This is a genomic window from Bacillus cereus group sp. MYBK139-1 (assembly GCF_051916915.1).
GTDB lineage: Bacteria > Bacillota > Bacilli > Bacillales > Bacillaceae_G > Bacillus_A > Bacillus_A pacificus.
The window spans coordinates 374,850-390,952 of record NZ_JBQAHO010000002.1 but is presented as its reverse complement, the minus strand read 5'-3'; the positions used below and the strand labels follow the sequence as shown (position 1 = coordinate 390,952).

Below are 16,103 nucleotides of genomic sequence, written 5' to 3'. Positions count from 1 at the left end.
TTATTGTTGCCCCTTATTTGCAGCAAGAATAAGTTCTTTTGCGCCTTGGTTAATTAAACGGTCCGCAGCCTCTAATCCTACTTTCTCTGGATCAGTTCCTACTACTGTCTCTTTCAATAAAACAGAACCGTCCATAGACCCGACAAGAGCTGTTAATTCGATTGCATCGTTTTCTGTAAGAGTTGCATATCCAGCGATCGGAACTTGGCATCCACCTTCAAGTTTATGAAGAAATACGCGTTCTGCTGCCACTGTTTTTTCTGTTACTCCATCATTCATATGAGCTAACAACTGCAGTAAATCCTTATCATCCTCACGACACTCAATCGCTAATGCACCTTGTCCTACAGCAGGTACACATAACGTCTCATCTAAATGTTCTGTAATAACTTCATTATCCCAGCCTATTCTTTGTAATCCTGCTGTCGCTAAAATAATTGCATCGTAATCTTCTTCTTTTAATTTGCGTAAACGTGTATCGATATTTCCGCGAATCCACTTCACTTGTAAGTCTGGTCTCGCAGCGAGTAGCTGTGCACTACGTCTTAAACTACTCGTACCTAAAATAGCGCCTTCTGCTAACTCTTTAAACGACGCTCCGTTTTTTGAGATAAAAGCATCACGAGGGTCAACACGCTTTGGTATACAACCGATCATTAATCCTTCTGGAAGTACGGCCGGCATATCTTTCATACTATGTACAGCCATATCAATTTCTTTCGTAAGTAGCGCATGTTCAATCTCTTTCACAAACAAGCCTTTGCCGCCTACTTTTGAAAGAGTAACATCTAAAATAACATCGCCTTTTGTGACGATTTCTTTCACTTCAAATTCATATGGTAAACCTAGCGCTTTTAACTGATCAATAAACCAGTTTGTTTGCGTTAATGCTAATTTACTCTTTCGTGACCCTACAATAATTTTGCGCATAATTTTCTCTCCTCATTATAAATACCAAAAGTGGAAGTTGGATAAACTGCTTAATAGAAAAATATTAATTAGCATTACGAGAAATGCTCCGATGTTCCACTGTACGATTTTCTTCCCTTGTAACACATCTGCCGCTCGTAAATATAGGCCAGCACAATATACAAATAGAACGACAAAAGACCCGATTACTTTCGTATCATACCAATGGAAATTGTCCAATTTTGTATATCCCCATATGCACCCTAATAAAATAGCTAGTAAGAAAAATGGAACAGAAAATAAATTTAATCCGTAAGACATCGATTCTAGCTTCGGTAAATTCCCTAACCTTCTTAATCTCGCATTCCATTTTTTCTTTTTTAATAGGCGATATTGCAATAAATACATAATAGAAAAAATGAACGATACAGTAAAAGTTGCATAAGAAATAATAGCCATACCAACATGTACGTATACAAGCTCCGAAACTAATTGCTCTGCAAGTACCGGCGACATCTTTCCAAGCGGCGTAAAAATAGAAAAAGCGCTTACGCCAAATGCAACAACATTTGTAAAAAAGACTAAAAAATCGATTCTCATAAATCGATTAATGACTAACGACATCGTAATCAATAGCCAAACATAAAAATAAATGCCCGATAATAAGGTTAAAAGAGGGTTCGTTTCTGAATCTGTAGCTCTAAGCAACATAAAAATAGAATGCAGAACCCATACAATCGAAAGTAACCAAAAAGCAAATCGGTTCGCCTTTCGGTTACTTTGGAAATAATCTATAAAATATAAACTAATGCTACAAGCATATAAAATAATTGCGATATGATAAATAATACTGTTATTTAAAAAACTCATCCGATCATCCTTCCAAATTATAAAGATGGAACGGATGGTGTCCACGCTCTTTTATGTTCTACTTCTTCCGCACGACTCTCTACGTCTTCCATTTCTAAATCGAAAATCTTTGCAAATAACGCTAATTTTTCGTCTGCTCCCTCTTCAGCAGCTATTTCTTTCGCTACTAGAATTGGGTCTTTTAATAATTGATTAATAATACTTTTCGTATGCTTACTAATTACTTTTCTCTCACGATCACTAAGATTTGGTATTTTTCGTTCCAGACTTTCCATCGTTTCACTTTGGATAGCAAGTGCCTTATCACGAAGAGCTGATATTAACGGAACGACACCAAGTGTACTTAACCACGTTTTAAATAAAACAATTTCCTCTTCAATCATAAATTGAATTTTCTCTGCTTCTTTCAAACGCTCAACACGGTTTGCTTCTACTACTCCTTGCAAATCATCAATGTCATACAAGAAAGAACCTTCTAGCTCATCAATTGCTGGATCAATATCACGCGGCACTGCAATATCAACCATAAATAATGGCCGACCAGAGCGCATTTTCTCTACCTTTGTCATCATCTCTTTCGTAATGACATAATCCGATGCACCAGTTGAACTAATTAAAATATCAGCTTCTAATAATGCACATTGTAATTCACTTAAAGGTTTTGCGTGTCCCATATATTTCTCAGCCATTATTTCTGCTTTTGAAAGCGTTCTATTCATGACTGTTACTTTACGAGCACCACTTCCATATAAGTTTTGCAGTGCAAGTTCACCCATTTTACCAGCACCGAGAATAAGCACGTGACAATCTGTTAACTCGCCGAATATTTTTTTCCCTAGCTCAACAGCAGCATAACTAACAGACATCGCACTTTCACCAATTGTCGTTTCTGAGTGAGCACGTTTCGCTAATGTAATGACTTGCTTAAACAATTCATTAAAAATTGTCCCTGTTGCTTTTACTTGCTGCGCTTCTAAAAAGCTATCTTTTATTTGACCTAAAATTTGCGTCTCTCCAACTACCATAGAATCTAAACCGCACGTTACGCGGAATAAATGATCTATTGCACCATCTTGTTCAAAAATAGTTAAATATGGTGCGACTTCTTCTATTTCAAGCTGAAACCAATCAGCTAAAAACTTCTTAATATAATACCGTCCCGTGTGTAATTGATCGACAACAGCGTAAATCTCAGTGCGATTACAAGTTGATACAATGACATTCTCTAACACGCTCTTTTGCTTTTGTAATGTCGTCATTGCTTGCTCTAGTTCTGCTGCCTGAAATGTGAGTTTCTCACGAAATTCTACAGGGGCTGTTCGATAATTTACACTAACAACAAGAATATGCACGCAGCATGTCCCCCTTCACCCGTTTTATCACTTTATCTACTATCATAATACAACTTTCCTCTTATGAATCTGACAATCGTGTGAACAACCGATTATTTTTTTATTTATTCTCCATATGTAAGAAAGGAGATTCTGTAAAATAAATAAAAACTTTCTACTTTATAATGATTATAAAATAATAACTCTATTTGTACGTTACCAAAAAAAGTCCTCATAATCAAGTGATGGAAACTATTCCATATGAATTATAACATCATCTTTCCTATCTTCTTTCATCATGAAGAAAAATATGTATGATTGTTCCAAATTGTAGCACAAACTTTCTCAATACAATGTATTTGACATTGTATTTCTTTTTCGTTATATTGGTTTTACAAAATTAAATTGTGCACAACTTAATTAGAAAGGAGTTATGTATGACAGAGGATTCTTTACATCTAGATAACCAACTTTGTTTTTCTATTTACGCCTGTTCTAGAGAGGTTACACGCTTTTACCGACCATATTTAGAAGAAATGGGCATTACGTATCCACAGTACATTACTTTGCTCGTACTATGGGAGCAAGATGGACTAACAGTAAAAGAAATTGGAGAACGTCTATTTTTAGATTCCGGTACGTTAACACCTATGCTAAAACGAATGGAATCATTAAACCTTGTAAAACGCGTTCGTTCCAAAGAAGATGAACGAAAAGTATGTATTGAATTAACGGAACAAGGTAAAGATTTACAAGACAAGGCTTGTTCGTTGCCGACAACGATGGCAACCAATTTAGGAATTACAGAACGAGAATATCGTTCTTTATTAATTCAATTAAATAAACTAATTGAAACAATGAAAACAATTAATGATAGAAAAGGGGAATAAACATGGATAAATTATATACTGCTTCAGTAACTGCTACAGGTGGAAGAAACGGAAAAGTAGTTTCAGATGATGGCATATTAAATCTTGATGTAAAAATGCCGAAAGCACTAGGTGGTGCAGGCGGAGAGGCAACAAATCCAGAACAACTATTTGCTGCTGGTTATGCTGCTTGTTTTGATAGTGCATTACAACTTGTCATTCGTACAAAACGTGTAAAAGTAGAAAGTACAGAAGTAACTGCTCACGTTTCTATCGGAAAAGATACAGACGGTGGTTTCGGCCTATCCGCTGTACTTGATGTACATGTTGCCGGCATCTCACATAGCGAAGCACAAGAACTTGTAGAAGCCGCTCACGGTGTATGTCCTTACTCTAAAGCAACACGAGGAAATATTGAGGTTACATTAAACGTACGCTAAAAAAATTAATAAATAAAAAAAACGCGCGACATTCGTCACGCGTTTTTTGTTTTTGTCATTTTATGAATAGCCTTCCATGCTTCTTCTTTTCCAAGTCCTGTTTCAGAAGAGAATAGAACAATTTCATCGCCAATTTCAACAGCAAGCGTTTCTTTTACAACTTTTAAATGCTTTTGCCATTTCCCTTTCGGAATTTTATCGGCTTTCGTCGCAATAATAATTGTTGGGATTTCATAATGCTTTAAGAAATCATACATCATCACGTCATCGCTTGTTGGTTTGTGACGTAAATCAACTACTAATACAGCTGCGTCCAATTGTTCACGCGTTGTAAAGTAAGTTTCAATCATCTTGCCCCATGCTGCGCGTTCTGATTTAGATACTTTCGCATATCCATAACCTGGAACGTCAACAAAATGCATCATTTCATTGATTAAGAAAAAGTTCAACGTTTGCGTTTTTCCTGGTTTAGAAGAAATACGCACTAACTTTTTACGATTTAAAATTTTATTAATAAAGGAAGACTTCCCGACATTTGAACGACCTGCTAATGCAATTTCCGGTAAATCACTGTCTGGATATTGTTCTGGTTTAACAGCACTAATTACAATATCTGCTTTTGTTACTTTCATTGTTTCACTCCTACTAATGCGTGCTCCAATACTTCATCTAAATGAGATGCAAGCACAAACGTAAGGTTTTCTTTTACGCTCTCTGGAATATCATCTAAATCTTTCTCATTTTCCGCCGGTAAAATAATCTTTGTTAAACCTGCGCGGTGAGCACTTAATGTTTTTTCTTTTAAACCACCAATCGGTAATACACGACCACGAAGTGTAATTTCACCTGTCATCCCCACTTCTTTACTTACAGGAATACCTGTTAGTGCAGAAATAAGTGCTGTTGCCATCGTAATACCTGCTGACGGTCCATCTTTTGGAACTGCTCCTTCTGGAACATGAATATGAATATCATTTTTCTCATGGAAATCAGGATCAATCTGAAGCTCTTCTGCACGAGAACGAATATAGCTAAACGCTGCTTGTGCAGATTCTTTCATAACATCCCCAAGTTTCCCTGTTAAAATTAATTTCCCTTTACCTGGCGCTACAGACACTTCAATCGCAAGTGTATCGCCACCCGCTGCTGTATACGCTAACCCTGTTGCCATACCAACTTGGTCTGTTTTCTCAGCTTGCCCATAACGGAATATGTGCTTGCCAAGTAAATCAACAACATTTTTCTCTGTTACTACAATACGCTTGCGCTCTGCTGTAACGATAATCTTTGCTGCTTTACGACAAACTTTTGCAATTTGGCGCTCTAGTGTACGAACACCAGCCTCACGTGTATAATAGCGAATCATTTCAAGAAGCGCTTCATCACGTACTTGTAAATTACCTTTTCGTAAGCCATGCTCTTTTAATTGTTTCGGCAATAAATGTTCACGGGCAATGTGTACTTTTTCAAGTTCAGTATAACCAGCAATCGAAATAATTTCCATACGGTCAAGCAATGGACCTGGAATACTTGAAAGTGTATTTGCAGTTGCTACAAACATAACCTTGGATAAATCATATGGTTCTTCAATGTAATGATCACTGAAGTTATGGTTTTGTTCTGGATCTAACACTTCAAGTAATGCGGCTGATGGATCTCCACGGAAATCGTTAGACATTTTATCAATCTCATCTAATAAAAAGACTGGATTAACTGATTTCGCCTTTTTCATACCTTGAATAATGCGTCCTGGCATTGCTCCAACGTACGTACGGCGGTGACCACGAATTTCAGATTCATCACGTACACCACCAAGGGATACACGGACAAAATTACGATTTAATGATGTTGCAATGGAACGCGCTAACGAAGTTTTTCCGACCCCAGGAGGTCCTACTAAACAAAGGATAGGTCCTTTTAATGAATTTGTTAACTTCTGTACCGCTAAATATTCAAGTACGCGCTCTTTCACTTTCTCAAGACCGTAATGATCTTTGTTTAAAATCTCTTCAGAATGAGCAAGATTAATCATATCCTCTGTTGCTTCTGTCCACGGAAGCGCTAATAACCAATCGATATAATTTCGAATTACACCGCTCTCCGCAGAACTTGCTGGTAACTTTTCATAACGATCTAATTCTTTCAGCGCAGCCTTCATTGTTTCTTCAGGCATTCCTGACTGTTCAATTTTCTCACGAAGTTCTTCAACTTCCCCGCCCTTACCTTCTTTATCGCCAAGTTCAGTTTGAATCGCCTTCATTTGCTCACGTAAGAAATATTCTTTTTGCGTGCGCTCCATTGAACGTTTCACTTTTTGTCCAATTTTCTTTTCTAAACTAAGTAATTCTTGTTCATCTTGAATAATTGAAATAAGTGTATGTAATCGTTCTTTCACAGATATAATCTCTAAAATCTCTTGTTTCTGCTTCGTTTTAATTGGCAAGTGAGAAGCAGTTAAATCAGCTAATCTTCCTGGCTCTTCTACATCAGCTACCGTTGCAAATGTTTCATTTGAAACTTTTTTCGAAACTTTAATATATTGTTCAAAATGCTCCAGTAATGTACGCATAAGGGCTTTCTCTTCTAAATCAGCTTCCACTTCTTCCGTTATCGTTTTAATAGAAACTTGCACTACATTTTCTTCTTCGATAAACTCTACTACTTCTGCTCTATGTAAACCTTCTACAAGGACACGAAGCGTACCGTTCGGCAATTTTAACATTTGCTTCACTTTCGCCACTGTACCTACACTATATATGTCATCTTCTTTCGGATCATCGATATTCATTTCTTTTTGCATTGCTAAAAAGATGATATTTTCATCCATTGCCGCCTGCTCTAGTGCTTGTATCGATTTATCACGTCCTACATCAAGATGCAGAACCATCGTTGGATATACGAGAACGCCTCTTAATGGTAGGAGGGGCACGATTCTTTCATTCGTATTCATACTAGACATAGCACCTCCATAATAAATTAAACTCCTGTTCAACTATTTTATATTACAATACATCTAGATGCAATTGCAGAGATTCTCCGCAACTGTAAATCCCTCGTTTTTTCTCCCTTGTAAAAGAAAAAAGACCCCGCTTAAGCATACAAACTTAAACGAAGTCTGGCAAATACTATTATCGTTCATTCTCACATTGATTGTGCATCTGTTTCGTCTATCGTAGTATGTACATCAAGCTCTCGATGTATATTTTCCTGTATAAACGTTAGCTCAAATACTTCCTTCAACTTCCGAACAGGAATAATTTCAATTCCTTTTATTGTGTACAAAAATGGTTGCATGTTTTCAGCAGGAATGATAACTTTCTTAGCTCCTGCCTTTTTCGCAGCTTTTATTTTTGCGTACACACCACCGATAGGTTTCACTTCCCCGTGTATACTTATCTCACCAGTCATCGCTACTTCATTATTCACATACGTATGATGCACTGCTGAATACACGCCTGTTGCCATAGCAATTCCCGCCGAAGGCCCATCAATCGGGATACCACCTGGAAAATTAATATGTATATCGTATCCTTCTGGCAACACATCTAGAGATCGAAGTACTGTTAATACATTATCTACAGAACCTTTCGCCATACTTTTACGACGAATGGATTTCGTTTGACTACCAATACTTTCCTCTTCAACAATTCCGGTAACATTTACCGATCCTTTATCTTTCGCCTTGATTGCTGTTACTTCAATTTCTAATAATGCGCCTGTATTTGGTCCGTATACAGCAAGTCCATTTACAAGACCGATTCTCGGAATAGGGTAAATGCGTTTTTCATACTTCGGTGTGAGCTGACTAGAGTGAACAACCCACTCTATATCTTCATCTTTAATGAAAGGACGTTCTTCATTTATTGCCATTCCAGCAGAAATTTGTACAAGATTAATCGCTTCTCGTCCATTTCTCGCATACATCCCAATCATTTCAATACCATTTTCACCGATTTGCATTTCCACTTTGTCAGCCGCATTCTTCGCTACTTTTTGAATTTCTTCTGTATCTAACTCACGGAAGAACACTTCTAAACAGCGCGACCGAATAGCAGGAGGTATCTCATCTGGCGAACGTGTCGTCGCCCCAACTAAGCGAAAATCGGCTGGTAAACCTTTTCGAAAAATATCATGTATATACGTTGGAATCATCGTATTTTCTTCACTATAGTATGCACTTTCCAAAAACACTTTTCGATCTTCTAGCACCTTTAACATTTTGTTCATTTGAATCGGATGTAGTTCACCTATCTCATCAATAAACAAAATACCACCGTGAGCATCTGTTACCGCACCTTTTTTCGGTTGCGGAATACCTGCTTGCCCCATCGCACCAGCACCTTGATAAATTGGATCATGCACCGAACCAATTAAAGGGTCTGCAATACCACGTTCATCAAACCGAGCTGTCGTCGCATCCAGTTCAATAAAAGTTGCATTTGTGCGAAATGGAGATTTTGGATTTCGTTTTGCTTCTTCTAATACAAGACGTGCTGCCGCTGTCTTTCCTACACCTGGTGGACCATATATAATCACATGTTGCGGGTTTGGACCACAAAGAGCCGCTTTTAACGACTTAATCCCGTCCTCTTGCCCCACAATATCTAAAAAGGATGTAGGACGCACCTTTTCCGCAAGCGGCTCTGTTAAAGAAATCTCACGCATTTTACGAAGCTGTTCTAATTCTTTTTTTGATTCTCGATCAATTGAAACTTTTTGTGTTCGCTGATTTCGAAGTAAATGCCAAAAATACAATCCGACAATTACACCAAAAACAAGTTGAACAAGTAAAAATATATTTGTCCAGCTCATCATTTATTTCCTCCCGCAATGTTTTATCTCTTAGTATTTCCGCGGAGGAACATAGCTAAACATAAAGAAAAACAGCAATTATAAAAATTGCTGTTTCTCCTTCGCATTATGCAGATGTTTTTGTATCAAGTACAGTACCGTCTTGTAACACCAATTTTGGCGCTGCGTTATCAGCTACTGTTTCTTTTGTAAGAATACACTTCTCGATATCTTTGCGAGATGGTAGCTCGAACATTACCTCAAGCATTAAGCCTTCAATAATAGAACGAAGTCCACGAGCACCTGTTTTACGTTCAATTGCTTTTTTCGCAATCTCAATTAGTGCGCCTTCTTCAAACTCTAACTCAACATCGTCAAGCTCCAATAGTTTTTGGAATTGCTTAACAAGTGCATTTTTCGGTTTCGTTAAAATATCAACAAGAGCATCTTCATCAAGCGGCTCTAGGTTCGCAATAACTGGAAGACGACCGATAAACTCTGGAATTAAACCAAATCTTAAAAGGTCCTCTGGTAATACGTGAGATAAAACATGCTTCTCATTTACATCAGCATTTTTCTTCTCAGAACCAAATCCAATTACTTTTTCACCAAGACGACGTTTAATAATTGGCTCGATGCCATCAAACGCTCCACCACAGATGAATAAGATATTCGTTGTATCAATTTGAATAAACTCTTGATGCGGATGCTTACGGCCACCTTGAGGTGGAACGCTTGCTACAGTACCTTCTAAAATTTTCAGAAGTGCCTGCTGCACACCTTCACCAGATACATCACGTGTAATTGATGGATTTTCGGACTTACGTGCCACTTTATCAATCTCATCAATATAAATGATTCCTTTTTCCGCTTTCTCTACATCATAATCAGCTGCTTGGATTAATTTAAGTAAGATGTTTTCTACATCTTCCCCAACGTAACCAGCTTCAGTTAAAGATGTTGCGTCCGCGATTGCAAATGGAACATTTAAAATACGCGCTAACGTTTGTGCCAGTAATGTTTTACCACTACCTGTTGGCCCGATAAGTGCGATATTACTCTTCGCTAATTCTACATCATCAATTTTGCTGTTAGAATTAATGCGTTTGTAATGGTTATATACCGCTACCGCTAGTGCTTTTTTCGCGTTATCTTGTCCGATGACATACTCATCTAAGATTTCACGAATTTCTACCGGTTTCGGTACATCTTTGAATTCTACTTCTTCGTCTTTCGCAAGCTCCTCTTGTACAATTTCAGTACAAAGTTCGATACACTCGTCACAAATGTAAACACCTGGACCTGCAACTAACTTTCGAACTTGCGTTTGTGTTTTACCACAGAAAGAACATTTTAATTGCCCTTTTTCATCATTAAATTTAAACATATTTTCACACCCCTTACAAAGTGCTAACCTCTTGCCTTCGTATGTACACGATAAATGTATCGTATGTAAATACATATTATGTCACTACGTGGCGAGAAATACAAATAATATGACTAGTTATGTACAAATAAAAAGTTTTTAAAACTTTTGAAATATGTATATTCGACTCATTAAGGAAGTTTTCCTTCTTCATCGAAAAGTTTTATAAATATATTTCTATATTTATAAAACAAGGCACGATTAAAATCGCGCCTTGTTATTTTATTATGCAGCGTTTTCTACTAAGAAGTCTACAGCTTTACGAACTTTAAGATCTTCAGCTAAAGCGTCTACGCTTCCAAGAGCTTGCTTGATAGCGTCTACTGGCATACCGTACATTTCAGCCATTTTTTCAACTTCTGCAGTTACTTCTTCTTCAGTAACTTCGATGTTTTCAGCTTCAATGATAGCTTCAAGAACAAGGTTGATTCTTACGCGTTTTTGAGCGTCTTCTTTCATTTGCTCTTTTAACTTGTCAGCATCAGTACCTGTGAATTGGTAGTAAAGCTCAAGGTTCATACCTTGTTGGCTTAAACGTTGCTCGAATTCACGAACCATACGATCTAACTCAGTGTCGATCATAGCTTCTGGAATGTCGATTTCAGCGTTAGCAGCAGCTAATTCTACTACTTCGTCACGTACTTTGTGCTCAGCTTCGTGCTTTTTGCCTTCTTCTAAGTTTGTGCGAAGTTTTGCTTTTAATTCATCAAGAGTTGCAACCGCTTCGTCAGCTTCTTTAGCGAACTCGTCGTTTAACTCAGGAAGTTCTTTTGTTTTGATTTCATGAACTGTTACTTTGAATGTTGCTGGTTTGCCAGCTAATTCAGCAGCATGGTACTCTTCTGGGAATGATACTTCAACGTCTTTAGACTCACCAGATTTAAGACCAATTACTTGCTCTTCGAAACCTGGGATGAATGTACCAGAACCGATTGCTAGAGAGTAGTTTTCGCCTTTTCCGCCTTCAAATGCTTCGCCATCAACGAAACCTTCGAAGTCGATTACAGCTGTATCACCGTTTTCAACAGTTCCTTCTTCTTTAACAACTAGCTCAGCTTGACGCTCTTGTAAAGATTTTAATTCGTTCTCTACATCTTCGTCAGTTACAGTTGTTTCAACTTTTTCTACTGCTAAACCTTTGTACTCACCTAATTTAACTTCAGGTTTCACTGTAACTTTTGCAGTGAAGATAAGGTTAGCATTTTTTTCGAACTTCTCGATGTCGATTTCAGGATGAGCAACTGGGAAGATACCAGCTTCATCGATTGCTTCACCGTATGCTTTTGGTAAGATGATATCTAAAGCATCTTGGTATAAAGATTCAACACCAAAGCGTTGTTCGAATAACGGACGAGGCATTTTTCCTTTACGGAAACCTGGTACGTTGATTGTTTTTACTACTTTTTTGAACGCAGCGTCGATAGAGTTGTTTACTTCTTTAGCATCAACTTCGATTGTTAAAACGCCTACGTTACCTTCTAATTTTTCCCATTTTGCAGCCATTTATTCTTTCCCTCCAACTATAATAATGTATGCACATACCTCTATAGATTAAGATCTTCATTATCTCTTTTTTTGAAATAACAAAAGTACAAATAATCATCTAGCAAAAGCTTTCAGATATAATGTTCCAATCTACTAATTGCCTAAAAGACAACTACGGTATATTTTGTTCGAGAATAATATGAAACATATTAAGTAAGAGAATTACACTTCTCTTCTCTTACAAACAGGCAGATTTCTGCCTTTTGCAACCCTTACATTATAACATAGAATATGCTCGTTTCAAGAACCGAACGATTCTTTTTCATAATTATACGGGCAAATATCCTTCTCTTTCAACACGTAATAACCATTGATAGGCAATATGAAACTCTTCTAATTCAATATTATACGCTGTCATAAGCTCTTCTTCATCAATAGTCAACCCGAAACGCTTTCTACCAATTCTCTCTAAAACAGCAGCCCAAATCTCCACTTTATCCATTAATAGAGCGAATGGGAAAATGCTAATTTGCAATTCTTTCCAATATGTAACCATCGCATCAAATATATCAGGATAATTTTGCTCTAATCGACTTGATAATCTATGTATAACGTTATCGGATTGCTCCTCATTATGACCTGTAAATGCCGGAATTACCTTGATCGTATTCCCAAACTTTTCTACCTCTATCTCTTCTTCTATTTGATTTTCTATCATTTTATATAACATAGAAGTTTTCAAATAAGGGTGCTGTTTTTCGTCTATTAAAAATTTCTTTAAAATAGGTAATGCAAGATCCAAGTCTTTTAACGAAAGTTGCTGAATCGCTCTTAGCTTTTGCCCAAAGCTTTCTCCAAATATTTCATTAGTAAATTCATCTAACTCAAAATTCGAATCAACTCGTGATGTATCCACTTCATTTAACATACCTTCTGCAAATAAAGCGAGCTGCGCTAACTTTTCCTTTTGTTCAGGCATTATATCTTTCGTTTGCAAAACTTTTTCAACAGTTTCAATAACACCTTCATAATCATTTGTTTGAACTAAAATTGTCACATACGTTTCAAGAATATCACCAAATAAGACAGCTCCCGTTTCCAATAACTGTTCACATTTCTCTTTCGCTTCTTCCATATGTTTTAATTCTAACAAACAAATAACCGAAGCTAGTTCCGTTTGTTCCGTTTCTGCATTATACTGACGTAATATTTCAAAGCAGCGCAATGCATCTTCGAATTTCCGCTCTTTCAGCGCTAAAAAACCTTCATCAATATAGCGCTCTGATAGTTGCGGAAACAATACGACCGTATTTTCTTTTTTATCCATACGTCCGCCTCTTTTTCTAGATTTTAATTATCTTTAAAGTAAATATATCAAATGAGTAATGAGAACACAACATCCCGAAACCCTTTGTTTGAAATATAGAAATATTTAATTTTTACATTTCAATACAAGTGAATTCCTACTCAAAATTAAAAATATGCAAATAAAAACCCTCAGCAATTCAAGCAGAGGATTCATCATTAATGGAAAGCGTTTATAATAGTGGGGTATATAACAAGGGTAATAATTTGGAGAACAATAATTGCCATAACAATCATGCTAAAATAGAAGATTGGTTTACTTCGCTTCATTAAAAACATAATGATGAGCATCGTACAAGCAAACAAACTTAAGAAGAACAAACTCGTCGTCGAACTAAGTATACCACTTGGGACAAAGAACAATAACACTACACTACAAGTACCTATAATTCCAAATAACCATTCCATTCATTCACTCATTCCCTTTCCCTCTCATGGTAGTTTCCTCTACGCAATTAAATGTTTTACAACATCAACTACATACGTTAATTTCTCATACGCTACAAATCCAAAAGCAACTGTTAAACCTGTTACGATTAATCCCTTCATTATTTCTTCCTCCTCGTTTTATCGTTGTTACCTTCATTATAGAGGATTAACAATTTGTTACCATCGAACTACCTTACAGTTACCTTACAGAATTGTAAGATTTCAAAGAGAGATTGAAAAACACACCTCATATCACTTGAGGTGCTTTCATGGAATTTCTCTATAATCACTTGCAAAATTAACTTTTTTCTCTTGGTTATTTTTCGGAGAATCCACTCTTAAACTAATAGATTTACTAAATAATTTCGGGCTAAAATAATAACAAAAATCCGTTTGACAATATACACCATACACATCTATTTCTTCTTTATTCACTTCTTTTGTAGTGACTCCGCTTGCTGTAGAATAACTAGATCGAAATCTTATTTCTAGTATCCCTCTTGCATTCAACTCTCTATATTTCACTTGCACCCTTTTAAATATCCCATCTTTATACACTACAAGATCAAACGGTGAATGCTCTGTTTGTGGCATTAAAATCATATATCCTTTTTCATACAAATCAACTTGTGCCTTTAAAACAGCTAAATCTCCTTTTGTTTTTGTATGATGGTACACTTTTTCTCAGCACCTTTTTACATATTTTCAAAATAATATTCGTTCCTTTTCTTAACTTACCTCCCAACATTTTCTCATTAAAAGAAAACTCTTTGTTAAAATCATGTTAATATATTTTTGTGCAATTAAGAATTTTTTCACAAGGGGGATTTTATATATGTTCAAAAAAGTAGCTGCTGATGTTTTAGGGTTAAGCGATGTAGGTTCTGTCATTACACCGAAAGATTATGATAAGGTCGATGCTGATGATTACGTAATGCATGAAGATGGAGAGAAAATTTATTTTCTAATTAAATCGAAATCAGATGAATATTGCTTCACAAACAAAGGATTACTTCACCTAGACGGGACAAGTGCGACAAGTAAAAAACGTACACTACGCCGCTTTAGCTATAGTAAATATCAAATTAAAAATGTAGCACTTGAAACTGCGGGAACAATTGATTTAGATGTAGAAATTAAATTTCAAATGGGAGATGAGCATTACTCAATTGATGTTCATAAAAAACATATTGAAGAATTAAAAGATTTATACAAGGCTTTACTTAAAATCGAAGAAATTTCATACGACAACGACATTACATTGCAGTATGCACATAAAAGTCTAGATATGGCCTCTAACGCTTTTAGCCGTATTTCAAACGCACAAGTAAATTTAGCAGAGCAGTTTAAAGAAATGAATGAAATCGCCTTTAACTGGCTCGTTGATACGAAGAAACAATATAATGTGAAAGATTATGGTTTTGTGTTTGAGAAGTTTATTAATAACTAAATAAGAAACCCTTGTTATCAAAAGATAACAAGGGTTTCTTAACGTCCCAGGAGAGATTTGAACTCCCACTCCGCCCATTTCCGTACTATTTTATATATTTTGATCGCAGTCTTAATATATCTTCTCCTTCGCGAATGCCTGCCGATCCCTTCCTCACATTTTTTACGACAGTCCAATTCGGATTAGTTTCATCACCGATGTTCTGTACTGTAAAGTTGCCATCACCATATTTCCGTTGACCTTCTGCCAATTTCTCCGTTAACTCATTCTCATTTGATCTCGCCATCTTTGCGCCATCTCCCTTTTTTATACGACCTTCTTAAACCATCTAACCAATCACAGGTCCAGTCAATTGGAGATTCTCGTTTTCCGCTTCTATCCATTGTAACACACTAACGGGGATAAGTTTCGATAACGGTTGCTCAATCGTACTAGGACGGTAAAAAGTTTTATAATATTGTAAGTGAACAGTTAGGAGAATCTGGATATGGATTTGAGTTCCATCATAAACCTATTGATTCTTGAAATGAAATAAGAGGAATCGGGCGCATAAATGGCGCTCTTTTCTTCATGCACTTCAATCCGTTACACATAATAATTACCATATATTACGTTGTATTTTTCACACCTTTTGCACATACATCAATTTGTAGACAAACAAAAAACCTTGTTATCAAAAGATAACAAGGTTTTTTTAGCGTCCCAGGAGAGATTCGAACTCCCGACCGACGGCTTAGC

Annotated in this window: 15 protein-coding genes and 1 pseudogene; 4 read left to right on the top strand and 12 right to left on the bottom strand. The window is 36.5% G+C overall.

All coding sequences use genetic code 11. From position 1 onward, the window contains the following. The 3 genes from hemC to hemA are packed head-to-tail and all read right to left on the bottom strand — an operon-like array spanning window position 1 to window position 3,131. Entirely contained in the window at window positions 1-930 is a 930-nt protein-coding gene (hemC, locus tag ACTFRS_RS13145; protein WP_440024863.1) for a hydroxymethylbilane synthase, read from the bottom strand. A 15-nt stretch (window positions 931-945) separates the two neighbouring features. Next, window positions 946-1,779 (bottom strand): cytochrome C assembly family protein, encoded by an 834-nt coding sequence (locus tag ACTFRS_RS13140; RefSeq protein ID WP_000008996.1) that lies wholly within the window; start codon window positions 1,777-1,779, stop codon window positions 946-948. A 17-nt stretch (window positions 1,780-1,796) separates the two neighbouring features. Then, a complete protein-coding gene (gene hemA / locus ACTFRS_RS13135) occupies window positions 1,797-3,131 on the bottom strand; it encodes a glutamyl-tRNA reductase (RefSeq protein ID WP_139866511.1) in 1,335 nt (444 codons plus the stop codon). Between the two features lie 416 nt (window positions 3,132-3,547). On the opposite strand from hemA, the gene ACTFRS_RS13130 reads away from it, so the two are divergent. Both ACTFRS_RS13130 and ACTFRS_RS13125 read left to right on the top strand, forming a co-directional pair. Next, on the top strand, window positions 3,548-4,000 hold the full coding sequence (locus ACTFRS_RS13130; RefSeq protein WP_139866510.1) for a MarR family winged helix-turn-helix transcriptional regulator: 453 nt from the start codon (window positions 3,548-3,550) through the stop codon (window positions 3,998-4,000). A 2-nt stretch (window positions 4,001-4,002) separates the two neighbouring features. Then, complete coding sequence (locus ACTFRS_RS13125) at window positions 4,003-4,419, top strand: organic hydroperoxide resistance protein (RefSeq protein ID WP_139866509.1); 417 nt, start codon at window positions 4,003-4,005, stop codon at window positions 4,417-4,419. A gap of 35 nt (window positions 4,420-4,454) precedes the next feature. Here ACTFRS_RS13125 and ysxC read toward each other — a convergent pair whose 3' ends face one another. The 8 genes from ysxC to ACTFRS_RS13085 form a co-directional block, all read right to left on the bottom strand. After that, window positions 4,455-5,051: a ribosome biogenesis GTP-binding protein YsxC gene (ysxC, locus tag ACTFRS_RS13120; protein WP_048531469.1), complete on the bottom strand. Its 597-nt coding sequence runs from the start codon at window positions 5,049-5,051 to the stop codon at window positions 4,455-4,457. Beyond that, window positions 5,048-7,378, bottom strand: a complete 2,331-nt coding sequence (lon, locus tag ACTFRS_RS13115) for an endopeptidase La (RefSeq protein WP_139866508.1) — start codon at window positions 7,376-7,378, stop codon at window positions 5,048-5,050. The genes ysxC and lon overlap by 4 nt, the downstream gene beginning before the upstream one ends. Before the next feature lie 182 nt (window positions 7,379-7,560). Continuing rightward, window positions 7,561-9,231 carry an ATP-dependent protease LonB gene (lonB, locus tag ACTFRS_RS13110; RefSeq protein WP_139867096.1) on the bottom strand — a complete coding sequence of 557 codons (1,671 nt, stop codon included), beginning with the start codon at window positions 9,229-9,231 and terminating at the stop codon, window positions 7,561-7,563. A gap of 106 nt (window positions 9,232-9,337) precedes the next feature. Then, a complete protein-coding gene (clpX, locus tag ACTFRS_RS13105; protein WP_000472282.1) occupies window positions 9,338-10,597 on the bottom strand; it encodes an ATP-dependent protease ATP-binding subunit ClpX in 1,260 nt (419 codons plus the stop codon). A gap of 264 nt (window positions 10,598-10,861) precedes the next feature. Beyond that, window positions 10,862-12,139: a trigger factor gene (tig, locus tag ACTFRS_RS13100; RefSeq protein WP_000729259.1), complete on the bottom strand. Its 1,278-nt coding sequence runs from the start codon at window positions 12,137-12,139 to the stop codon at window positions 10,862-10,864. Between the two features lie 310 nt (window positions 12,140-12,449). Beyond that, window positions 12,450-13,448, bottom strand: coding sequence for a hypothetical protein (locus ACTFRS_RS13095; protein ID WP_440024866.1), 999 nt, complete (start codon window positions 13,446-13,448; stop codon window positions 12,450-12,452). 197 nt (window positions 13,449-13,645) lie between these two features. Then, a complete protein-coding gene (locus ACTFRS_RS13090) occupies window positions 13,646-13,894 on the bottom strand; it encodes a hypothetical protein (protein WP_002094402.1) in 249 nt (82 codons plus the stop codon). A gap of 288 nt (window positions 13,895-14,182) precedes the next feature. Then, entirely contained in the window at window positions 14,183-14,593 is a 411-nt protein-coding gene (locus tag ACTFRS_RS13085) for a group I intron-associated PD-(D/E)XK endonuclease (protein WP_440024867.1), read from the bottom strand. Between the two features lie 157 nt (window positions 14,594-14,750). Between ACTFRS_RS13085 and ACTFRS_RS13080 the strand changes: the two genes are divergently transcribed. Continuing rightward, window positions 14,751-15,365 (top strand): PH domain-containing protein, encoded by a 615-nt coding sequence (locus tag ACTFRS_RS13080; protein WP_000475206.1) that lies wholly within the window; start codon window positions 14,751-14,753, stop codon window positions 15,363-15,365. A gap of 85 nt (window positions 15,366-15,450) precedes the next feature. Here ACTFRS_RS13080 and ACTFRS_RS13075 read toward each other — a convergent pair whose 3' ends face one another. After that, window positions 15,451-15,651 (bottom strand): hypothetical protein, encoded by a 201-nt coding sequence (locus ACTFRS_RS13075; protein WP_000124462.1) that lies wholly within the window; start codon window positions 15,649-15,651, stop codon window positions 15,451-15,453. A 152-nt stretch (window positions 15,652-15,803) separates the two neighbouring features. Here ACTFRS_RS13075 and ACTFRS_RS13070 point away from each other — a divergent pair. Next, a pseudogene (locus tag ACTFRS_RS13070) lies at window positions 15,804-15,890 on the top strand (DUF6572 domain-containing protein); the annotation flags it as partial. Between the last annotated feature and the right edge of the window lie 213 nt (window positions 15,891-16,103).

Bases quoted from the DNA above. Each gene is read 5' to 3' on its own strand.
- hemC (WP_440024863.1), bottom strand. From the start codon at position 930: ATGCGCAAAATTATTGTAGGGTCACGAAAGAGTAAATTAGCATTAACG.
- ACTFRS_RS13125 (WP_139866509.1), top strand. From the start codon at position 4,003: ATGGATAAATTATATACTGCTTCAGTAACTGCTACAGGTGGAAGAAAC.
- lon (WP_139866508.1), bottom strand. From the start codon at position 7,378: ATGTCTAGTATGAATACGAATGAAAGAATCGTGCCCCTCCTACCATTA.
- lonB (WP_139867096.1), bottom strand. From the start codon at position 9,231: ATGAGCTGGACAAATATATTTTTACTTGTTCAACTTGTTTTTGGTGTA.
- tig (WP_000729259.1), bottom strand. From the start codon at position 12,139: ATGGCTGCAAAATGGGAAAAATTAGAAGGTAACGTAGGCGTTTTAACA.
- ACTFRS_RS13090 (WP_002094402.1), bottom strand. From the start codon at position 13,894: ATGGAATGGTTATTTGGAATTATAGGTACTTGTAGTGTAGTGTTATTG.
- ACTFRS_RS13080 (WP_000475206.1), top strand. From the start codon at position 14,751: ATGTTCAAAAAAGTAGCTGCTGATGTTTTAGGGTTAAGCGATGTAGGT.
- clpX (WP_000472282.1), bottom strand. From the start codon at position 10,597: ATGTTTAAATTTAATGATGAAAAAGGGCAATTAAAATGTTCTTTCTGT.
- ACTFRS_RS13075 (WP_000124462.1), bottom strand. From the start codon at position 15,651: ATGGCGAGATCAAATGAGAATGAGTTAACGGAGAAATTGGCAGAAGGT.
- ysxC (WP_048531469.1), bottom strand. From the start codon at position 5,051: ATGAAAGTAACAAAAGCAGATATTGTAATTAGTGCTGTTAAACCAGAA.
- ACTFRS_RS13140 (WP_000008996.1), bottom strand. From the start codon at position 1,779: ATGAGTTTTTTAAATAACAGTATTATTTATCATATCGCAATTATTTTA.
- ACTFRS_RS13130 (WP_139866510.1), top strand. From the start codon at position 3,548: ATGACAGAGGATTCTTTACATCTAGATAACCAACTTTGTTTTTCTATT.
- ACTFRS_RS13095 (WP_440024866.1), bottom strand. From the start codon at position 13,448: ATGGATAAAAAAGAAAATACGGTCGTATTGTTTCCGCAACTATCAGAG.